Below are 20943 nucleotides of genomic sequence, written 5' to 3'. Positions count from 1 at the left end.
GGCCTTTTTCGATCCGGTAGACTTGTTATGAGTTACTGGTTTTAACCTGCGATACCACCTTGAGTGAGCGCGGTTGGGTCAAGCAGCTTGCTGAGTTCTTCTCGGCTAAGATCGGTTTCTCGCTCGGCAACATCAAGGATAGGTAAACCCTCTTTGTAAGCTTTCTTGGCAATATCTGCTGCCTTTAGGTAACCAATCACAGGATTAAGTGCAGTCACCAAAATAGGATTCTTTGAAAGCGCTAAATCAAGATTGTCTTGGCGCACCGTGAAGGTTGCAACCGCTTTATCTGCTAGCGCGACTGAACTGTTAGCTAAAAGCTCGATACTTTCTAATACGTTATGAGCAATCACTGGTAGCATCACATTCAGTTGGAAGTTGCCAGATTGGCCCGCTACCGTAATGGTGGTGTCGTTACCAATCACCTGCGCTGCCGCCATCGCTGCAGCTTCTGGTATTACAGGGTTCACCTTGCCCGGCATGATAGATGAGCCTGGTTGTAGCGCCTGCAATTCAATTTCTCCTAAGCCAGCTAATGGACCAGAGTTCATCCAGCGAAGATCGTTTGCGATCTTCATGATCGCAACTGCTGCAGTTTTGAGCTGACCCGAAAAGGCAACGATCGCGTCTTGACTGCTGAGGTTGAAAAAGAAGTTTTCACTCGAGTTAAAGCTGATCTTTGTCGACTGCGACAGGTTACTTGCAAACTTATCGGCAAAGCGAGGGTCAGCATTGATGCCTGTACCTACCGCCGTTCCACCTTGAGCAAGCGCTTTAATAGCGGGCAGGGTGCTTTCAATGGCTTGCTTAGCGTGTTCAATCTGGAACTTCCAGCCACCTAATTCTTGAGCAAAGGTAATCGGCATCGCATCCATTAGGTGAGTACGGCCGGTTTTCACTACCTCGGCAAGCTCTTGCTGTTTAACGTTCAGGGCTTCAGACAGGTGGGTTAGTGCTGGTAGCAGCTTGTTTTCAGCAGTGAGTGCGACACTGACTTGAATCGCGGTTGGTACCACATCGTTACTGCTTTGTCCCATGTTGACGTGATCGTTCGGGTTCACGTCGCCTTGCAAACTTCTTGAAGCGAGTGTTGCAATCACTTCGTTGGCATTCATGTTGGAGCTAGTACCAGAGCCGGTTTGGTAGACATCGATCGGGAATTGATCGAGATGTTTACCATCAATGATCTCTTGGCTCGCGTCAGCGATCGCATTGGCAATATCGCCTTCCAATAAGCCTAATTGAGCATTGGTGTCAGCAGCGGCTTGTTTAATGAATGCCAGTGCTTGAATAAAGCTGGTGGGCATTTTGTGGGAGCTAAACGCGAAGTTATCTGCGGCACGTTGAGTTTGTGCTTGATACAGCGCATCAGCAGGGACTTTTACTTCTCCCATGCTGTCTTTTTCAATTCGATATTGTAGGGTCATCTTCTATCCTTGTTAGCCAAGTGGGGCTTGGACTTGTTGTAGTGTCTGGCTGAGATTCAAAAAACGCGCTTGGCCATGTGGTTGCTGGCAGTAGTGGCGTTTTAGATAAAATAGTGGTGAGTGAATTGAGTCTAGGCAGATATGACGAAAGGTAAAACTGCGCTCAGGTGACTCAATCGCTTCAATCAGATGGAAGAAAACTTGGCGCAGGTACAGCTCGCACAGCAAGATGTTTTCTTGGGCGGCGTGTTTTTCATAGTATGCGGCAAGCGTTTGTGCACACTCGATGTAGTCTCGAATTACAAACGGCTCGTGCCCGTGAACTTGCTCTGAGGAGGTAAAGCGATCCTGCGCTTTGTAGAACCTCGAATAGAGAACCTGCTGCTCTTTCATCATCATTTTCATCTCTATATTGGATGTTAATGATAATTATTATCAAACAGAGGTTTAAAAACAACCCTTTGTTTCTGTTTTTATAAAACGGTAGGCAAAAGAAAAAAGCCGATACATAACGTATCGGCTTTCTGAGATTCAGTACCTAATCCCTACAATGTAAGTACTGATTCATTTTTTGCTAAACATCTTTGTTTCGAGGTCATGCTTAGTGGTCGTGAGCTTCACCTGCACCTTTCGGGTAACGGATGTTTTCAACCATCTCTTGTACGTCTTGTGGTACTTCAGCAGTTACCTTGTTTACCGCAATTGAAACTACGAAGTTTAGACACATACCTAGCGTACCGATGCCTTCTGGGCTGATACCAAACCACCAGTTTTCAGGTGTGCTTGCTGCTGGGTTAACGAACTTGAAGTAGATGATGTAGCTTGCTGTGAAGGCAATACCTGTCAACATACCTGCAATCGCACCTTCCTTGTTCATCTTCTTGTAGAAGATACCTAGGATGATTGCTGGGAAGAAGGATGCTGCGGCTAAGCCGAAGGCAAACGCTACTACCTGAGCAACAAAGCCTGGTGGGTTAATACCCAAGTAACCTGCACCGATAATCGCGACCATTGCTGCCAAACGAGCGGCTAGTAGTTCCTGCTTGTCGGTCATGTTTGGTCTGAAGCCTTTCTTCAACAAGTCATGTGAAATCGATGTTGAGATTACCAATAGTAGACCAGCGGCTGTTGATAGTGCGGCTGCTAGGCCACCGGCTGCCAGTAGCGCTACAACCCAGTTTGGTAGTTTTGCTAGTTCTGGAGAAGCCAGTACGATGATGTCACGGTTAATCTTCATCTCGTTGCGCTCATCGCCCGAGTAGAACATTTTGCCATCGCCGTTCTTATCTTCCCAACCTACTAGACCAGTGCTTTCCCAGTTTTTGTACCAGCTAGGTGCGTCTGCTGCTGCGACACCTTGCATGTCTGGGCCGTTAATCGTTTCAATCATGTTTACACGAGCGAATGCTGCAACGCCTGGTGCTGTTGTGTATAGCAATGAGATGAACAGTAGTGCCCAACCTGCTGAGATACGAGCATCACGTACTTTCGGTACTGTGAAGAAACGGATGATTACGTGTGGAAGACCTGCAGTACCCACCATTAGAGCTGCACAGATGAAGAATACATCCACCATGCTCTTGTTACCTTCGGTATAGGCGGTAAATCCGAGCTCTTCAGTCAGTCCATCCAGTTTATCGAGTAGGTAAACGTCTGTGCCTGAAATCGTTGAACCCATACCAACTTGTGGAAGCGGGTTACCTGTCATCATGATTGACGTGAAGATTGCTGGAACAAGGAAGGCGAAAATGAGGACACAGAATTGAGCTACCTGCGTATAAGTGATGCCTTTCATGCCACCAAGTACTGCGTAGAAGAACACAATACCCATACCAATGATGATACCTAGGTTAATGTCGACCTCTAGGAAACGAGAGAATACTACGCCCACACCACGCATTTGACCTGCAACGTATGTGAATGATACGAAGATTGCACAGAATACCGCTACCATACGTGCTGTTTTCGAGTAGTAACGTTCGCCGATAAAATCAGGAACCGTAAACTGACCGAACTTACGTAGGTAAGGTGCTAAACATAGCGCAAGTAGTACATAACCACCTGTCCAGCCCATTAGGTAAACCGCACCGTCGTAACCAACGAATGAGATGATACCTGCCATTGAGATGAATGACGCTGCCGACATCCAGTCAGCGGCTGTCGCCATACCGTTTGCTACAGGGTGTACACCACCGCCCGCAACGTAGAATTCACTGGTAGACCCTGCGCGAGCCCAGATTGCGATGCCGATATACAGTGCGAAAGTGATACCGACGAGAATAAACGTCCAAGTTTGAATATCCATGTTCTAGCCTCTAGTCTTCCTGTACGTTGTATTTTTTGTCGAGCGCATTCATGCGGACAACGTAAATGAATATCAGCGCCACGAAGGTGTATATCGAACCTTGTTGAGCGAACCAAAAGCCTAGCTTAAACCCGCCAAACTGAACGGTGTTAAGGGCATCAACAAATAAGATGCCTGCGCCGTAAGACACTGCGAACCAGATCGCGAGCAGTGTTCCCATAATTCCCAAGTTTTCCTTCCAGTAGGCTTGAGCATGTTCCGTAGATTCGAACGCCATTGCCTTCTCCTTTATTCCGTTTCCGTAGAATGTCGTTGTGTTAACGTAATGTTACGATTTGAAATGTAGCAAGGATAAGTCAAGGGATCTGTGCAACTTTAGTAGGGACAGTTTTAGCCCTAATCCACTGAAATATGGGAGTCGGGAGACAAAACTATATAAAAATGTGATGTTACAAGGTTGTTAAATTAGCCAAAAGTCTAACAAAAAGGGGGGAATTAATGAGTGAGTAATAAAATTTAACAACTAAATGACAGATAACCAGTATTTAGTCCTGCTTATGACACTAAGGGAAATATAAGTTTGTTATAGTAATTACGCTGCTTTTAGAGCCCTTTTCTTGCTTAATGGCAGAAATTCTACATGCTTAAATCACGAGTTTTATTCTTTGGGGGGAATGAATTGGACGCAATAACTATTAATCACTTATTTTTAACTGGTGCCGTGCTCATCGCCATCAGTGTGCTTTTCTCACAAGTGTCCTCACGATTGGGCGTTCCGATTCTTTTGATCTTTTTGTTTGTTGGTATGTTGGCGGGTGAAGATGGTCCCGGCGGCATCAATTTTGATGATTATTCATTAACTTACTTGGTGAGTAACCTTGCACTTGCTGTGATCTTACTGGATGGCGGTATGCGCACCAAGGTGGCGAGTTTCAAGGTTGCGTTTTGGCCTTCGCTGTCGTTAGCCACGATAGGTGTGGCTTGTACTGCCACTCTCACCGGCTTAATGGCGGCTTGGCTATTCGATCTATCACTGATGCAAGGCATTCTAGTGGGCGCTATTGTGGGCTCAACCGATGCAGCGGCGGTATTTTCTCTGCTCAAAGGGCAGAGCCTCAACGAGCGTGTTGGCTCAACTCTAGAGATCGAATCGGGTACCAACGACCCTATGGCGGTCTTCTTAACGGTGACCTTAATCGCACTACTTGGCACCCCAGATGCCGAGATGGGGATGAACTTCCTGCTGAAAAGCTTCGCGATGCAATTTGGTGTTGGCACGCTTATCGGCCTTGGTGGTGGTTGGGTTCTGTGGAGTCTCATCAACCGAGTACAGTTGGCTGATGGTCTTTACTCTATTCTGGTACTTAGCGGCGGTGTGGCTCTGTTTGCTTTCTCTAACATGCTTGGCGGCAGTGGTATCTTGTCTATTTACCTTGTGGGCTTGTTTATTGGTAATCGTCCAACACGCTCTCGACACTCGATTCTCAATGTCCTTGATGGCATGACGTGGTTAAGCCAAATCGTGATGTTCTTGGTGTTGGGTTTACTGGTGACGCCATCGACACTGATGGACATTGCTCTGCCTGCGCTAGCATTGGCTTTCGGTATGATTTTGTTTGCACGTCCGCTGTCTGTTTGGTTGGGCTTGCTACCGTTTAGAAGCTTTACCACCAAGGAGCGTTGGTTTGTTTCTTGGGTTGGGTTACGTGGTGCGGTGCCGATCATTTTGGCTGTGTTCCCGATGATGGCTGGTCTGCCTAATGCTCAGCTGTATTTCAATATCGCATTCTTCGTGGTTATGGTGTCGCTGATTGTTCAAGGTGGCAGCTTGATGAAAGTGGCGAGGCTGGCTCAAGTTACCTTACCACCAACGCCGACACCTGTTTCACGCACTGGTATCGAGATCTACCCGACCAGTGAGTGGGAGATGTTTGTCTACAAGTTGAAAGAAGAGAAGTGGTGTGTCGGTGAGCCGCTTAAGCGCTTATCGATGCCAGAAGGCACACGTATTACTGCACTGTTTCGACAAGACGCTTTGCTTCACCCATCGGGTAGCACAGTGTTAGAAGCGAACGATATTCTTTGTGTGCTTGGTCAAGACAAAGACCTAGACAGCTTAAGTGAGCTGTTCAGTGAGGCGCCGGAGGCTGAAGAGGCTGCACGATTCTTTGGCGATTTCTTCCTTGAGGTTGGCTTGTCGATTGCTGCGGTGAGTGACTGTTATGGCATCGAGCTTGGTTCTGAAGAAGAGCGTGAGATGACGCTAAAACAACTGGCTGAACGCGAACTCGGCCCTCATCCAGTATTGGGTGATAGCTTCGAGTGGCATGACATCAATTGGGTGGTTGCAGAGATAGAAGATCATAAAGTCGTCAAGCTAGGTTTATGTTTGCCTAAGACGACTTTAGAAGAGGATATCAGCGGCGCTTAATTATGGACTTCTTGCAGTAAGATAACCGCTTGAGTTCGGTTTTTTACGTCCAGTTTTCGGAAGATGGCTGTCATGTGCGCCTTGATGGTCGCTTCCGAAACATTCAATTCATAGGCGATTTGTTTGTTCAGCAGGCCGTCGGAAAGCATCCCTAGCACCTTGTATTGTTGTGGCGTCAGTGTGGCAATTTTTTCCGCAAGGTCGCTACAAGCCGCATTGTTTGTTATCAGCCCTTCAGGGAAGAATGGGTCGCCATTCAGCACTTGATTCAGTGCACTCACCAATTCACGCATGTCACTCGACTTTGGAATAAAACCAAACGCACCATGACTTTTCACTTGAGTGACCACGCTAGCGTCCTCACTTGCCGAGATCACGACAATCGGTAGATCTGGGTATTCTGCACGAAGCTGAATCAGACCTGACATTCCATTGGCTCCCGGCATTTTTAGATCGAGAAGTAGTAGGTCGGGTTCATCTTCTTTTTTAAGTAGAGACAGTAACGCGTCGAGAGAGTCGGCCTCAAGTAGGTTCGCACCGCTGATCGCCATATGAACCGACTGAAATAGGGCGTTGCGGAAGAGAGGGTGGTCATCTGCAATGATGATGGTGTAGGTCGAGTCCATGACGTCCATACTTTTAACAATTTAGTTAATATTTATTATCATCCTGATTGAGTATGTGGACAATATCTATGCATTAAAAGTCTGAACCATATCGACTTTTATCCCCTTTCTAAGAAAGCGTTTCTTGCTATAACAAAAAAGCCGCACTGCCATCTCGTTATGAGGGGCGGTGCGGCTTTGTCTGGTGTTACATTCAGACCAATGTTGCCGTTATAGCTGGTGGTCTTGCATGTGTTTTAAGAATACATCGGCAGGCATAAAACCAGTCACACGAGCATTTGGAACATGGTTACCCTCACTATCCCAGAACTCAATGGTTGGTAAGCCAAGTACTTGCAGTTGTTTAAGTAATTCAATGTCTTGAGGCATGTTTCGCGTCACGTCTGCTTGAAGTAACACGAAGTCAGACAGCTTGTTCTCGACGTCTGCTTGATGGAAGGTGTACTTCTCAAACTCTTTACACGCCACACACCAGTCGGCGTAGAAATCGAGCATCACTGGTTTACCCAGTTTCTTCGCTTCGATGAGCTGGATTTCAAGCTCTTCAACGGTGTTGATTCGAGCAAACTGGATCTGTTGTTCTACTACAACGCTCTTTTCTGCAAACCAGTAATTTAGTGCAGGTTGAGCAGAAGCAAACAGACCAAGCATTGCGATGATGCCCACAGCGCTCTGCTTCCAACCACCAAATGGCAGTGCGTTCTTGCTGTGATACAACCAACCGAAGGCGATGAAGCCAAGGGCAGACCAAAGCACGGTTGCCCATAGTTCTGGGATGATGCGTTCTAGTAGGAAGATTGGTGCTGCCAACAAGATAAAGCCGAATACGACCTTCACTTTATCCATCCAGCTGCCTGCTTTTGGCAGTAGCTTATTGCCAAATACCGCAACCAAGATTAGCGGAATGCCCATACCCATAGCTAATGCATACAGAGCAATCGCGCCTGTAAATAGGTCGCCACTTTGAGCCACATACAGCAGCGCACCCGACAGTGGTGCCGTAGTACAAGGTGAACACACCAAGCCAGAGATAGCACCCATCGCGAATACGCCCAAGGTATTGCCGCCTTGCTGTTTGTTGCTTTGGTTGTTGAGCCAGGTTTGGACACTGCTCGGCAGTTGTAGGTTATACACGCCAAACATCGACATCGCTAACGCTACGAATAGAACGCTCAACGCAATCAACACGTAAGGATGTTGCATTGCAGCTTGGAACTGCATACCCGCAGATGCAACCACTAAACCTAATAGGGTGTAGGTGAGCGCCATACCTTGAACATAGATGAAGGACAACATCAACGCGCGACCTTGGCTGAGCTTGCCACCACCTAACACGATGCCCGTTAGGATTGGATACATAGGCAGAACACACGGTGTGAAGGCTAAGCCAACACCGAGCGCCAAGAACAGTAATGGGGTCCACCAACTGTCACCGAGTTTATCGGCTAGGCTTGCTTCTTTTGAAACGGGTGCGCTTGATTGTGGTGCTGTGTTATTGGCCACATCTGCTTTTGGAGAAGCAACTTGTGGTGAGCTGTTCGCTTGGTTACTGGTAGTGTCGGTAGCAGTGTCGCTTGAACCCGCCGCTTCAAACGGTGCAATGTCGATGACGCGAGTTTCTGGGGGGTAGCAGAAGCCAGCCTCAGCACAGCCTTGATACTTAACGATCAGCTGCGAGCCATCTTGGTAACTTTGTAGGGGAACTTGTACGAATAGCGGCTGAGTATAAACACTCACCTCACCAAAGAATTCATCTTGATGTGGCTTACCATCTTCTAACTCAACATTACCGATAGCGAGATTTTGGCCGCTAAAAGAGAGGCTATGTTGATAGAGGTAGTAGCCTTCTTTTACCTGCCAGTCGAGAAGCACCTTGCCATCTTGCTGGTAGTAATTGAAAGGGAAAGCTTGGTCTACAGGAACAAAACCGTTGTTATTGCCTCCGAAGCTTGGCTCGGCGTTGTCATTTCCAAAAAGCGCCCACGCAGGCTGGGTGAACAGGGAAATACAAACAAAAAGTAATGTGGCAAGTCGTCGCATACTATTTAGTCATTTAATGGAGTTATGGGTATCTTAACTCAATCAGACCGTAATAGTTTGCTATTAGTTTCATTGGCTAGCAAATATCCCTTAGGGCGGGAAATCCACTTTCTTAGGTAATCGAGATAGGGTCAGCCTTGCAGCAGGCATAGGGAGCCCTTGCCAGTAACCCATTTAAGCCACACCTAAGCGTGCTTTTACTACTTGCTCGCAAGCATCGATATTGGTTGTGTCTTTTGGAATGATTAACACGGTGTCGTTGCCGCCAACAGTACCGATAATCTCAGTATGCGGGTCGATATCGACTAATCTTGCAACTAACTGCGCACAACCTGGGTGGGTTTTAACTATCACCATTGCTTGGTTATGAGTGATTAATTCGATTTGCGAAGAGATGGATGCATCGACACGTACAGGCGCGCTTTCAACCGTAATGCAGTAGACCTTTTTACCACAGGCATTCTGAATTTTGACTACGCCGAGCTGTGACAAAATACGAGATACCGTCGACTGGCTAATGCCGGTATAGCCGATCTCGACTAGCTTTTCGCGCAGTTGGTTTTGGGTTGAGAAGCTTTGTTGTTGTAGTAAGCGTTTGCACGCTGCAGTCAGTGTTTTATCTTCAGCTGAATACAAGCAACCGTGCTCAGTGATCGGGTTCATGAACAACTCCTTAAGGTCAACAGTGATACCGCTTGTCCATAGCGTCGTGCGCACTCCCAAAGCCGTAGAGTACGATTTGTTAATTAGGGCTTACCGACGAATCCTGAAGTAAAGAAGGGTGGGTATGCGAGATGTATGATCATCTATGCATTCAGTCTACCACTAAAGGATAGTTATCTTTTTGAAGGCGATCACCAAACAAAATTCTGGTTATTTGCTTATATTTTGGTGCTTTATTCTTAGGGTGAGTGGATATTTATTCCGCATTGGGAATAAATATCCATGTATTTTGAAAGGTTTTAACCTTGGTGTTAATGAAGATAAGGGCTAGCGAATTTCACTCATGATCTCGCGAGAGAATACTTTTTCACAGTAATGGCATTTTAGCTGCACATTTTCCTGTTTTAGCTGAACTTTAAAGCTACTTTCAACGGGTTCACCGTGTGAAATACAGTTGCTATTTGGACATGAGAAGACGCTGTTGATTTGCTCTGGCAGTACAAGCGTCAGTTTGTTCACTACCTTGTACTCTTCAATTTGATTGACCGTTGCCTGTGGCGCATACAGAGCCAATTGGTTCGCCTGTTCTTTGGTTAGAAAGATGTTCTCAATCTTGATCAGGTCTTTGTGCCCCAGTGCGGACGATGGCAGGTTTAATCCCATGGTGATGCGCTGTTCGGTTTTGTGCATCTTGAACAGCTTGAGGATTTTGATACCTAGGTGAGCAGGGATGTGGTCAATGACGCTGCCGTTGCGGATCGCTTCTACTTGTAGCTGAGTTTGTTTTACCATGACTGAGTCTCCTGCTTATAAAGTGTCGTTTAGAACTAGGGCTAATAGGGCTTCGCGAGCGTAGACACCATTTTCAGCTTGCTCGAAGTAGTAAGCGTGTGGTGTTTTATCAACGTCGGTGGTGATCTCGTCGACGCGTGGCAGTGGGTGAAGCACCTTCATGTTTTGGCGAGCCTCTTTCAATGTGTCGGCGGTGAGGATGTAAGCCGATTTCATGTGTGCGTATTCCGACGCATCAAAGCGTTCTTTCTGTACGCGAGTCATGTACAGCACATCCAGTTCCGGTACCACTTCTTCAATACTGCTGTGGGTGCTGTATTGAATGCCCATCTCTTCCAGTTCTTCACAGATGTAATCCGGCATTGCTAATACTTCTGGTGCGATAAAGAAGAAACGTACGTTATTGAATTTTGATAGTGCTTGCGTCAGCGAGTGCACGGTTCGGCCATATTTAAGGTCGCCGACGAACGCCACATTGAGGTTGTCGAGTGTGCCTTGCGTTTCGTAAATCGAGAACAGGTCAAGTAGGGTTTGAGTTGGATGTTGGTTTGCACCATCACCGCCATTCACCACTGGAACACCGTTAGAGAACTCAGACGCCAAGCGTGCTGCCCCTTCTTGTGGGTGACGCATCACAAAGGCATCAACGTAAGATGAAATCACCTGCACTGAATCGGCAAGTGTTTCACCTTTCTTAGCCAGCGATGTGTTACCGCCATTATCAAAACCGATGACTGTGCCACCCAGGCGTTGAACTGCGGTTTCGAATGAGAGACGAGTTCGAGTTGAAGGCTCAAAGAAGCAGCTCGCAACGACTTTATTTTTCAGCAACTCTGGATTTGGTTCAGCCTTGAGCCTTGCTGCGGTATCGACGATAAGCTCCAGTTCATCACGAGAGAGCTCAGGAATGGAGATGATGTGCTTATTAAATAACGAATGCGCCATAACGGGTCTTCCTTCTATGCATACAGTCAAATTGCGGACAAAAAAAAGCCCCCTAAAAATAGGAGGCTTCGAAACGATCAATAGAACAAAATAAAAATGACACCAACGCCACTCTTTGGCGTGTAGTTTGACAATCATGTGCGACAAAACTGCGGTTCATTTTTTGCTCTCTTTAGACAAATTGCGGAGGATTATACTCAGATAAAAACAGCACGCAATAGTTTATGTAAAGTATTCATTTTATGGATATTTATGCCAAATTGGCCTGCGTTTTCACTTCTTTTTAAGCCTTTGTTGGGGCTGAAGAACTTCGACTTTTTTCGGCAATAATCTTTTCAAACGAATGAAAAAAAATGCGGGTTTTATCCAAGGGAAAACTCCCATGCACGCCACCCGCATTTCCCTGTTATTGCACTCAACTTATCGACTTGTTTGTAAATAAGAGAGTGCTCTGCTTCTATGTTTTATTAACTGTTTCGTTTGTTAACTGCCTAGCGTAGCAACCATCACAGCTTTGATGGTGTGCATGCGGTTTTCAGCTTCATCGAACACGATAGAGTATTCAGACTCGACCACTTCATCAGTCACTTCCACACCGTCTTTTAGCTGTGGATATTCAGCCGCAAGCTGTTTGCCTACCGTGGTATCTTCGCCATGGAAAGCTGGCAGACAGTGCATGAATTTAACGTGTGGGTTGCCCGTTGCCTTTAGCATTTCCATGTTCACTTGGTAAGGCATCATTAGGTTAATGCGCTCAGCCCACGCTTCTTTCGCTTCACCCATCGATACCCAAACGTCGGTGTATAGGAAGTCACAACCTTGCACGCCTTCTTGAACATCTTCAGTTAGGGTGATTTTGCCGCCAGTGTGCTCTGCGATTTCACGACATTGAGCCAATAGTCCTTCTTCTGGCCAGAATTGCTTAGGAGCAACAAGGCGAATGTCCATGCCCATTTTCGCTGCGCCAACCATTAGAGAGTTACCCATGTTGTTGCGAGCATCGCCTAGATAAGCAAACTTGATTTCATGCAGCTGTTTGCCACGGCCGTATTCGGTCATGGTCAGGAAGTCTGCCAAGATTTGAGTTGGGTGGAACTCGTCAGTCAGACCATTCCATACAGGTACACCAGCGTAAGCGCCTAACTCTTCAACAATCTCTTGACCGAAGCCGCGGTATTCAATGCCATCGTACATACGGCCAAGAACGCGAGCGGTATCTTTCATCGATTCTTTGTGGCCAATTTGAGAACCAGATGGGCCTAAGTAAGAGACGCGAGCACCTTGGTCGAATGCTGCTACTTCGAACGCACAGCGAGTACGAGTTGAGGTTTTCTCAAAGATAAGTGCGATGTTTTTGCCAGTTAGTTTTGGCTGTTCGTAACCGTTGTACTTCGCTTTTTTAAGCTCCATTGAAAGATCTAACAAGTGTTGAATTTCGCGTGGAGTGAAATCTAGTAGTTTTAGGAAGTTACGATTGCGTAGGTTAAAAGCCATGATGTATTCCTTCTTAGATTTAGGCGCTTTCCTGTTACAGGGAAAGAAAATTCAAGAAAGCGCGATTCAATTTTTGTGTATTAATTTCAGTTCAAACGGTGATTCAGTTTTCTCGCAAGCTTTGAAAAGCTCGCGAGTGGGTTAATCTTTGGTGATGTTGGTACCCGCTTGGCCTTGCAGAATTTGCAAACCATCTTCGAGCGCACCGATACCGACGACTTTGCCGCCTTGTTGGATGAATTCGCACGATGCTTCAATTTTTGGTCCCATCGAGCCGGCATCAAATTCAAACTTCGCTAGTTCACCTGGTGTAGTGCTGCGCAGTGCGTGTTGAGTCGGCTTGCCCCAATCTAGGTAAACCGCGTCTGCGTCGGTCAGAATCAGTAGCGCATCGGCATTCAATTGTTTCGCTAGGAAAGCGGCAGACATGTCTTTGTCGATAACCGCTTCGACACCAACCAATTTGCCATGCTCTTTTTTCACTGGAATGCCGCCACCGCCAGTACAGATTACTAGGTGACCCGCTTCGATAAGCTGGGTGATCGCTTCATGTTCAACGATGCCGGTTGGTCTTGGGCTTGGCACAACGCGACGGAAGTGTTGGCCGTCTGGTTTTACGACCCAGTGGAATTTTTCTGCCAATTCACGCGCTTCTGCTTCTTCGTAGATTGGGCCAATCGGTTTGGTTGGATCGGCAAATGCAGGGTCATTTGGATCAACCGTCATTTGGGTCAACATGCATGAGATGTTGCGGTTTGGCAGATAGTTTTTGAACTCTTGCATCAGCATGTAACCGATCATGCCTTGCGTTTCGCTGCCTAGTACATCCAGTGGGTATGGATTTACTTTCTTGTATTCCAAACCTTGCAGAGCAAGTAAGCCAACTTGTGGGCCATTACCGTGCACTAACACCACGTTGTACTCTTTGGCGATTTCAGAGATGGTTTTCACCGCCGTTTCAATATTGCGGCGCTGAACGTCAGCTTCTAACGGCTCACCGCGACGAAGTAGGGCGTTACCACCGAGTGCAACAACAACAGTTTGTTTAGTCATAATTGTGTTCTCTCATTGTGGCCAAGTTGAGGTAATTTGCTTTCGCCAACTTGGCCGTTTCGTCTTAGTGATTAGATACCATCACGCTCGATTGGACAGCTCATGCAACGTGCGCCACCGCGGCCACGACCAAGCTCGTCTCCAGGAATTGGCAGTACTGTGATGCCAGCTTTGTCGTATTTCTCGTTGGTGTAGGTGTTACCTTCGTAGCCAACAACGACACCAGGTTTAACGGTCAGTACGTTGTTTGCATCGTTCCACTGCTCACGTTCTGCATGGAAGTTGTCACCACCAGTGGTGATCAGGTTTAGCTTGTCTACGCCCAGTGCTTTTTCGATAGCGGTAACGAAGTAGCCTTCTTCTTTCACTTTCACGGCACCAGACTCATCGCCGGTTAGGTTCCAGCACTTCACATCTTTACTCACCACTTCAGGGTAAACAGAGAACGTATCTTCGTTCATATGTGTCATTACCGTGTCTAGGTGCATGCAAGAGCGGTGTTTTGGTAGCTGCATAGCGATAACTTGCTTCGCTTGACCGTGTTTGAACAGGCTCGACGCTAAGTGCTCGACACCTTGTGGCGTGGTACGCTCCGACATACCGATAAGCACTGTGCCGCGGCCAATAACCAGAACGTCACCACCTTCAATCGTTGAGTTGTCGTAGTTGATGCTCTCTTCATCGCCGAAGTATTTAATGAAGTCTTGGCCTGCGAAAGTTGGGTGCCAACGGTAAATCGCACGCACGTGGTTGGTTTCGCGTTGACGTGCTGGTTTCGCCATTGGGTTGATCGATACACCACCGTAAACCCAGCAAGAGGTGTCGCGAGTAAATAGGTGGTTTGGTAAAGGCTCAATAATGAAGTCGGTTGGTGTGAACATGCCTTGCATCATTGAAGAAGACTTCATAGGCATTTCAGCGTAAGACAGACCGCCGGTTAGGATTTTTGCAAGCTCTAGGTTTGGTAAGTCACCCAAGTAGCAGCGTACGTCGTTAGCAAAAGTTTTACCCAAGCGGTAATCAGACACTTGGCAGTTCAGTAGCCAATCTTTCGCTTCTGGCACGGCTAGCGTATCTGCTAGTAGGTCAGTAAGAAGAAGAACTTCAACACCCTGATCACGCAGTGTTTGAGTGAATACGTCATGCTCTTTACCTGCACGCTCAACAGCCAGTACGTCATCAAACAGCAAATCGTGACAGTTAGATGGTGTTAAGTGAGTCAGTGCGCGTCTTGGGCGATGAACTAGAACACGACGCAATTGACCTATTTCAGAACCTACATAGAACTTACTCATGATCGTCTCTCTCTTATATATTTGAATTACTTTTATTGCTAAAAGTAATTATTTATTTTCAGTTGAGAATAATGAATTATTTATTCATATCTCTTGTCTGGAATTAATATTACGCCTGCTGCTCAGGTATTCTTAGAGATCTATCACAAATCATTTTTTATCCCGCAGCCCTTTAAAAATAAGGGTTTTAACAAATTTTATGCACTTTGGGCTATCATCTATTGCTTCTAAATAGTGAATTCTTTGGGAACATTATTCATGTTTTTCTAATCCAGATTAGTAAACTCCAAATAGTAGGGGTTTATATGCAATATACTTTAATTGATAAAAGTGAGCTTAAAGTGGAAGTATGCAGTGTTTTTATTTATATATTTAATTTTGAATGTGGAATTAATTATCTGTTAACAAATTAAATTCGTATAAAGTTATTGAGGTCACATTTTAAAATAGGACTTATGAGGGGTTTTTTAATTAGTTTTAGGCGTTTGCTTATCTTTTACTGTTACTTTTGATAAAACGTTAAATATAATTAGCGCTAATAAATGACTAAATATTTTGCCATATATCACTTTGGTAAATAATGCGCTGTATTGTTAGCTCCGCCTCTGATGTTTACAGATGAGTTGGAGTGTTGATATGGGGCTTCTAGGGAATTGGTGAGTTCGCTATGGTCTGCTGTGATGACAAAACTGGCTGAGCGAGCGATAGAGCTAAAAAAGCCGCTATGGAAGCGGCTTTGAATGGGAGTATGTTTGTTGAAGAGATGCCTAGATAAGCGCACCAATACTCAGTACGATGATGCAGAACACCGTTAAGATACCAACTAATGGCATGACCCACTTCACCCAGCGTACGTAAGGTACACGAGCTATCGCCAAGCCACCCATTACCACAGCAGAGGTTGGGGTAATGAGGTTTACTAAGCCTGAAGCCGATTGGTAAGCGGTGATAACAAGGTCTCTGCCAACGCCTGCAAAGTCAGCCAATGGCGCCATGATAGGCATGGTCAGTACCGCTAGGCCAGATGTCGATGGCACTAAGAATGACAGTAGAATCTCTAGGAAGAACATCACGTTAATAAAGATAACGGATGAGAGCCCGGTGACCATCTGCTCTGCAGAGAACAGAATCGTATCGGTGATCATACCGCGGTCCATCACCACCACAATACCACGCGCAATACCTATGATTAGCGCTACACCGAGCAGGTCACGTGCACCGTCAATGAAGCTTGAGGTAAACTCTTCTTCGCTCATGCGAGCCACAATACCGACAATGATGGTCGCCGCTAGGAACATTGCAGAGATCTCTGCCATCCACCATCCTGCAACGGATACACCGTAAATCATTACTGCGAATGAGCCACCAAAAATAGTCAGAATCAGCTTACGAGTTGCAGTGAATTCCAGTTTTTCTCCGCTTGAGTTACCAAGGAAGTGCGCTTTGTTTTCTTCGTACTTGTCATACACAATCGACTTGCTTGGATCAGCTTGCACCATTCTTGCGTAACGCATGACGTAAGCGACACAGATCCCCCAACCAATAATCAGCATTGCTACACGCAGCACGATACCGTCGGTAAATGGGATGCCAGAGGCGTTAGCAGCGATAACCGTTGCGAATGGGTTAATGGTGGAGCCTAGCACCCCTATGCCCGCGCCTAGAAGTACAGTCGCTGCTGCCACTAGAGGGTCAAAGCGAGCCGCCATCATGACAGGTACAAGAAGCGTATAGAATGGGAGTGACTCTTCCGCCATGCCATAGACAGTACCGCCAGCGGCAAACAGTGCCATCAGTATTGGTATCATCAACTCTTCTCGCCCTTCGAGGCGCGCGGTGACGCGTTCTATACCAGCATCAATTGCACCAGTCTTGGTAACTAGCCCTAAGAAGCCACCAATGATCAGAATGAACAGAGAAACGTCAATTGCAGCCGCTTCATAGCTATTGTGGTCGTAGAAGCCGTCAATCGGCGCTAGCAGTACGTCAATCACGCCCTGAGGGTTACCTTCAACTGCTTGATAGGTTCCGGTTACCGGCACTTCTCGGCCTAATTCTTCATTCATTGCTCGGTCGTATTGGCCCGCTGGAACAATCCAGGTCAGTAGAGCAACGAATGCAATTAAAATAAATAGAATGGTATAAGCAGAAGGGAATTTAAAGTTGGCAAAGAAGCCGCCCTTTTTTTTCTCGCTTGGTATCGTTTGAGTTGTCATGGCTATCTCCTTACATCATCTTAAATAAAAGTGATGTGAATTAGCGACTAATGATTTATAGACTGTAAATACACTGACACTTATAAATTACCCAACGATATAGATTTGCGGGATTTAAATTAAAGTTATTTGATATTTACTAATCCAGATGAAGTTGTATTTAATTTAGCTGCGGTTATTTTATTCTTTACTTAATCATTTAAGTTTGGTGCTGTTCACAAAAATAGTGGCCAGTAAAAGGGCTAAAAAATGTGAGAAAAATCGTAAGGTTTTTTGGTTAATTAGCTCGGATTAATATTCGGTTTGGTTAGTTGGTAAGTAGGGGAGGGTTGATTTGATAGGTATTGATGGTGAATGGGTTGGATAGTCTTGGAATTTTATTCAAACTTTATTTTTGAGCGAGTTTTAAAGTTTGTCATGGTTATTTGACGGGCATCAAAAATCAAATTAAGCCACAAACAAAAAAGGAAGCCGAAGCTTCCTTTTAGAGTCATATCATCAGTGGTTTTTAGATAAATAGACCACCGAATGCGAAGCCTAGTGCTACGGCAGTACTGATTGTAACCACACCTGGAATGAAGAACGGGTGGTTGAATACTAGGTTACCGATACGCGTTGAGCCTGTGTCATCCATCTCAACCGCAGCCAGTAGCGTAGGGTAAGTTGGAAGAACGAACAGTGCACTTACCGCAGCGAAAGAAGCAACGGCTGTTAGTGGTGCTACGCCAATTGCTAGTGCTGCAGGCATTAATGCAACCGTTGTTGCGCCTTGAGAGTAAAGAAGCATAGAAGCGAAGAACAGAACAAGAGCCAGCATCCATGGGTAGTCAGCCAGTAGTGCACCTGCAACGTCTTTGATTTCAGCAACGTGTGCGTTTACAAACGTAGAACCTAACCAAGCCACACCAAGTACACAGACACACGCCGTCATACCAGAGCGGAATGTCGGTGCTGAAGAAATTTTCGCTGCATCGATTTTAGTGAACATTACGATTGCCGCTGCTGCTGCCAACATTACCGACATGATCGCTTCGTTACGACCTAGTGCAGGGTTTTCGATTAGGCCAACAGAGCTAGAGATAGCCGCTGCGTAACAAACCACGAAGCCAATTGCTGCTAGGAAGATGTAAGTTGCTTTCTTCGCTGTTGGCAGGATCTCGCGTTTCTCATCTGTCGCTAGTTTGATTAGGCCTTTCTCTAGACGTTCTTGGTAAATAGGATCGTCTTTCAGCTCGCTACCCATGTAATTCGCGACAATCGCGCCAACCATACAAGCGATGAAGGTTGTTGGGATACAAACCATCAATAGTGTTAGGTAATCAACACCGAATGGTGCAAGCATTGCTGCGAAAGCTACAACCGCTGCTGAGATTGGCGAAGCTGTGATCGCAATTTGAGACGCAACAACAGCGATAGACAGTGGACGAGAAGGACGCACACCTTGGCCTTTCGCTACTTCCGCAATAACTGGCAGAGTTGAGAATGCTGTGTGGCCAGTACCCGCCATTAGTGTCATTAAAAAGGTCACGATTGGCGCGTAAAAGGTGATGCGTTCTGGGTGTTTACGCAAAAAGTTTTCTGCAATTTGTACCAACCAGTCCATACCGCCAGCAACCTGCATTGCAGCGATTGCAGTGATAACTGACATGATGATCAAGATGACATCGATTGGGATGAAAGATTGGCTTGTTGGAACGCCAAGAATAAGTGAAAGAGCAATAACACCAGCACCACCGGCAAAGCCGATACCGATGCCGCCAATTCTGGCCCCTAAGAAGATAAAGAGCAGGACGATAAACAGTTCTACTGCAATCATAATTAACACCTCATTTAGATTTTATTATGTGACCACTCGTTGTTCGAATGTTCAGATAATAGTTCTATGGTTTAGATTCAATTAAGCAAAAGTGCAACACACAGAAAACCACAGAATAAACAGGGTTAACCGTATTGGAGCCTAAAAAAGGGCTCCGTTTGGAGCCCTGTCTCGCGAGTTTTACTCGTAGCGTTTCGCTTTATACTGAGGATGCTTCAAATTTTCAACAGAGAAAATGTCATCAAGTTCTTCTTCGGTCAATAAACCGCGCTCTAGAACCACATCACGAACACTCTTACCTGTTTCTGCACAGATTTTACCAACAATGTCACCCTCATGGTGGCCAATGTATGGGTTTAGGTAAGTGACGATACCGATAGAGTTAAATACGTGTGCTTCACATACTTCTTTGTTTACCGTAATGCCGTCTACACACTTATCGCGCAGGTTCACACAAGCGTTTGTTAGAATGTCTAGCGACTCAAACATGCTTTGTGCAATAACAGGTTCCATTACGTTTAGTTGAAGTTGACCACCTTCCGCAGCGAAAGAAACCGTGTTGTCGTTACCTAGAACTTTGAAGCAAACTTGGTTTACTACTTCAGGTACAACTGGGTTTACTTTAGCAGGCATGATTGAAGAACCTGCTTGCAGTTCAGGTAGGTTTAGCTCGTTCAAACCAGTACGTGGACCTGAAGAAAGCAGACGCAAGTCGTTACAGATCTTAGACAGCTTAACTGCTAGACGCTTAAGTGCGCCGTGCGTCATTACGTATGCGCCACAGTCAGACGTTGCTTCGATTAGGTCTTCTGCAGGAACACACTCTAGACCAGTTACTTCAGCTAGGTGTTTCACTGCTAGGCCTTGGTAACCAGGTGCTGCGTTCAGACCAGTACCGATAGCTGTCGCACCTAGGTTAACTTCAAGCAGTAGCTTAGATGTGTATTCTAGGTTTTTGATTTCTTCATTGATGGTTACCGCCCAAGCGTGGAACTCTTGGCCAACCGTCATTGGAACTGCATCTTGAAGTTGAGTACGACCCATCTTCAAAATGTTGTTGAATTCTTGGCTTTTAAGCTCGAATGCGCCTTTTAGGTATTCAATCGCATCGATCAGTTTTAGTACGCTGTTGTAAACAGAGATACGGAAGCCAGTTGGGTAAGCACAGTTAGTTGATTGGCTGCGGTTTACATGGTCGTTCGGGTTGATGAACTCATATTGGCCTTTTTCTTTGCCCATAAGCTCAAGTGCCACGTTCGCAACCACTTCGTTCGCGTTCATGTTTACAGAAGTACCAGCACCACCTTGGAAAACGTCTGATGGGAACTGATCCATGCACTTACCAGTGTCTAGAATGAGGTCACAAGCTTGGATGATGTATTTAGCCACTTCGCTAGGAATTACACCTAACTCTTTGTTTGCTAAAGCCGCAGCTTTCTTTGTCATCACCATACCGCGAACGAATTCAGGTACATCTGAGATCGTTACATTTGAGATGTTGAAGTTTTCAACTGCGCGTAGGGTGTGGATGCCGTAGTAAGCATCAGCCGGAACATGACGTTGACCTAAAAGATCTTCTTCGAGACGAGTAGCTTGAGGAGCATCAACTTGTGCTTCTGATAGAGTAGCCATAACAGGATCCTTAGAGAATAATTCTGATTATATAGTTAGTTATTAGCCTATTCTGTGTGCAAATACTCCGTTCGCTAGAATATTGGGCTGATAAATCCGTCCTGACTTATGTGGCACATGATACTGTACCTAGCGCATAAAAATAGTAAGTTGATCACCTTTTTCGCTTTTGTTTAGTCAATATTTCGCAAAGTTAATTTGGGTCAAT

General features: G+C 45.9%; 16 protein-coding genes. 1 reads left to right on the top strand and 15 read right to left on the bottom strand.

What is annotated here, in order from left to right; translation table 11 throughout:
• Nucleotides 1–41 precede the first annotated feature (41 nt).
• From F0228_RS12795 to F0228_RS12780, 4 genes are all read right to left on the bottom strand, one after another.
• The gene (locus F0228_RS12795) at nt 42–1427 is read right to left on the bottom strand and encodes a class II fumarate hydratase (RefSeq protein ID WP_171762289.1); all 1386 of its coding nucleotides are present in this window, start codon (nt 1425–1427) and stop codon (nt 42–44) included.
• A 12-nt stretch (nt 1428–1439) separates the two neighbouring features.
• Nucleotides 1440–1826, bottom strand: a complete 387-nt coding sequence (locus F0228_RS12790) for a hypothetical protein (RefSeq protein ID WP_004737102.1) — start codon at nt 1824–1826, stop codon at nt 1440–1442.
• Nucleotides 1827–2028: 202 nt separating this feature from the next.
• Nucleotides 2029–3732 (bottom strand): sodium:solute symporter family protein, encoded by a 1704-nt coding sequence (locus tag F0228_RS12785; protein WP_061033590.1) that lies wholly within the window; start codon nt 3730–3732, stop codon nt 2029–2031.
• Between the two features lie 10 nt (nt 3733–3742).
• Nucleotides 3743–4009: a DUF4212 domain-containing protein gene (locus F0228_RS12780; protein ID WP_008219570.1), complete on the bottom strand. Its 267-nt coding sequence runs from the start codon at nt 4007–4009 to the stop codon at nt 3743–3745.
• A 402-nt stretch (nt 4010–4411) separates the two neighbouring features.
• Between F0228_RS12780 and F0228_RS12775 the strand changes: the two genes are divergently transcribed.
• Nucleotides 4412–6163, top strand: a complete 1752-nt coding sequence (locus tag F0228_RS12775; protein ID WP_032498445.1) for a potassium/proton antiporter — start codon at nt 4412–4414, stop codon at nt 6161–6163.
• Here the strand turns inward: F0228_RS12775 and F0228_RS12770 are convergent.
• The 11 genes from F0228_RS12770 to aspA all read right to left on the bottom strand — a co-directional run bounded on the left by F0228_RS12770 (nt 6160) and on the right by aspA (nt 20735).
• Entirely contained in the window at nt 6160–6789 is a 630-nt protein-coding gene (locus tag F0228_RS12770; RefSeq protein ID WP_171731002.1) for a response regulator transcription factor, read from the bottom strand. The two genes, F0228_RS12775 and F0228_RS12770, sit on opposite strands and share 4 nt — an antisense overlap.
• A gap of 210 nt (nt 6790–6999) precedes the next feature.
• Entirely contained in the window at nt 7000–8829 is a 1830-nt protein-coding gene (locus F0228_RS12765) for a protein-disulfide reductase DsbD (protein WP_171731003.1), read from the bottom strand.
• Nucleotides 8830–9003: 174 nt separating this feature from the next.
• Complete coding sequence (locus F0228_RS12760) at nt 9004–9492, bottom strand: arginine repressor (protein WP_004737108.1); 489 nt, start codon at nt 9490–9492, stop codon at nt 9004–9006.
• A 327-nt stretch (nt 9493–9819) separates the two neighbouring features.
• On the bottom strand, nt 9820–10284 hold the full coding sequence (gene pyrI, locus F0228_RS12755; RefSeq protein WP_004737110.1) for an aspartate carbamoyltransferase regulatory subunit: 465 nt from the start codon (nt 10282–10284) through the stop codon (nt 9820–9822).
• Nucleotides 10285–10299: 15 nt separating this feature from the next.
• Nucleotides 10300–11229, bottom strand: a complete 930-nt coding sequence (pyrB, locus tag F0228_RS12750; RefSeq protein WP_061033594.1) for an aspartate carbamoyltransferase — start codon at nt 11227–11229, stop codon at nt 10300–10302.
• A gap of 483 nt (nt 11230–11712) precedes the next feature.
• A complete protein-coding gene (locus tag F0228_RS12745) occupies nt 11713–12723 on the bottom strand; it encodes an ornithine carbamoyltransferase (RefSeq protein ID WP_004737112.1) in 1011 nt (336 codons plus the stop codon).
• Between the two features lie 141 nt (nt 12724–12864).
• The gene (gene arcC / locus F0228_RS12740) at nt 12865–13776 is read right to left on the bottom strand and encodes a carbamate kinase (RefSeq protein ID WP_105057667.1); all 912 of its coding nucleotides are present in this window, start codon (nt 13774–13776) and stop codon (nt 12865–12867) included.
• 71 nt (nt 13777–13847) lie between these two features.
• Nucleotides 13848–15071, bottom strand: coding sequence for an arginine deiminase (gene arcA / locus F0228_RS12735; RefSeq protein ID WP_061033596.1), 1224 nt, complete (start codon nt 15069–15071; stop codon nt 13848–13850).
• A 767-nt stretch (nt 15072–15838) separates the two neighbouring features.
• Complete coding sequence (locus F0228_RS12730; protein WP_105057666.1) at nt 15839–17287, bottom strand: YfcC family protein; 1449 nt, start codon at nt 17285–17287, stop codon at nt 15839–15841.
• Between the two features lie 508 nt (nt 17288–17795).
• The gene (locus F0228_RS12725) at nt 17796–19103 is read right to left on the bottom strand and encodes an anaerobic C4-dicarboxylate transporter (protein WP_171731004.1); all 1308 of its coding nucleotides are present in this window, start codon (nt 19101–19103) and stop codon (nt 17796–17798) included.
• A gap of 180 nt (nt 19104–19283) precedes the next feature.
• Nucleotides 19284–20735 carry an aspartate ammonia-lyase gene (gene aspA, locus F0228_RS12720; RefSeq protein WP_061033599.1) on the bottom strand — a complete coding sequence of 484 codons (1452 nt, stop codon included), beginning with the start codon at nt 20733–20735 and terminating at the stop codon, nt 19284–19286.
• Between the last annotated feature and the right edge of the window lie 208 nt (nt 20736–20943).

Origin of the sequence: Vibrio sp. 99K-1, from assembly GCF_013114585.1 — a bacterium.
Classification (GTDB): domain Bacteria; phylum Pseudomonadota; class Gammaproteobacteria; order Enterobacterales; family Vibrionaceae; genus Vibrio; species Vibrio chagasii_B.
The sequence above is the reverse complement of the archived record's forward strand: the minus strand, read 5'-3'. Positions and strand labels throughout refer to the sequence as shown.

Excerpts from the sequence above, each read along its gene's own strand:
- F0228_RS12795 (WP_171762289.1), bottom strand. The coding sequence starts at position 1,427 with ATGACCCTACAATATCGAATTGAAAAAGACAGCATGGGAGAAGTAAAA.
- F0228_RS12790 (WP_004737102.1), bottom strand. The coding sequence starts at position 1,826 with ATGATGATGAAAGAGCAGCAGGTTCTCTATTCGAGGTTCTACAAAGCG.
- F0228_RS12785 (WP_061033590.1), bottom strand. The coding sequence starts at position 3,732 with ATGGATATTCAAACTTGGACGTTTATTCTCGTCGGTATCACTTTCGCA.
- F0228_RS12780 (WP_008219570.1), bottom strand. The coding sequence starts at position 4,009 with ATGGCGTTCGAATCTACGGAACATGCTCAAGCCTACTGGAAGGAAAAC.
- F0228_RS12770 (WP_171731002.1), bottom strand. The coding sequence starts at position 6,789 with ATGGACTCGACCTACACCATCATCATTGCAGATGACCACCCTCTCTTC.
- F0228_RS12765 (WP_171731003.1), bottom strand. The coding sequence starts at position 8,829 with ATGCGACGACTTGCCACATTACTTTTTGTTTGTATTTCCCTGTTCACC.
- F0228_RS12760 (WP_004737108.1), bottom strand. The coding sequence starts at position 9,492 with ATGAACCCGATCACTGAGCACGGTTGCTTGTATTCAGCTGAAGATAAA.
- pyrI (WP_004737110.1), bottom strand. The coding sequence starts at position 10,284 with ATGGTAAAACAAACTCAGCTACAAGTAGAAGCGATCCGCAACGGCAGC.
- pyrB (WP_061033594.1), bottom strand. The coding sequence starts at position 11,229 with ATGGCGCATTCGTTATTTAATAAGCACATCATCTCCATTCCTGAGCTC.
- F0228_RS12745 (WP_004737112.1), bottom strand. The coding sequence starts at position 12,723 with ATGGCTTTTAACCTACGCAATCGTAACTTCCTAAAACTACTAGATTTC.
- arcC (WP_105057667.1), bottom strand. The coding sequence starts at position 13,776 with ATGACTAAACAAACTGTTGTTGTTGCACTCGGTGGTAACGCCCTACTT.
- arcA (WP_061033596.1), bottom strand. The coding sequence starts at position 15,071 with ATGAGTAAGTTCTATGTAGGTTCTGAAATAGGTCAATTGCGTCGTGTT.
- F0228_RS12730 (WP_105057666.1), bottom strand. The coding sequence starts at position 17,287 with ATGACAACTCAAACGATACCAAGCGAGAAAAAAAAGGGCGGCTTCTTT.
- F0228_RS12725 (WP_171731004.1), bottom strand. The coding sequence starts at position 19,103 with ATGATTGCAGTAGAACTGTTTATCGTCCTGCTCTTTATCTTCTTAGGG.
- aspA (WP_061033599.1), bottom strand. The coding sequence starts at position 20,735 with ATGGCTACTCTATCAGAAGCACAAGTTGATGCTCCTCAAGCTACTCGT.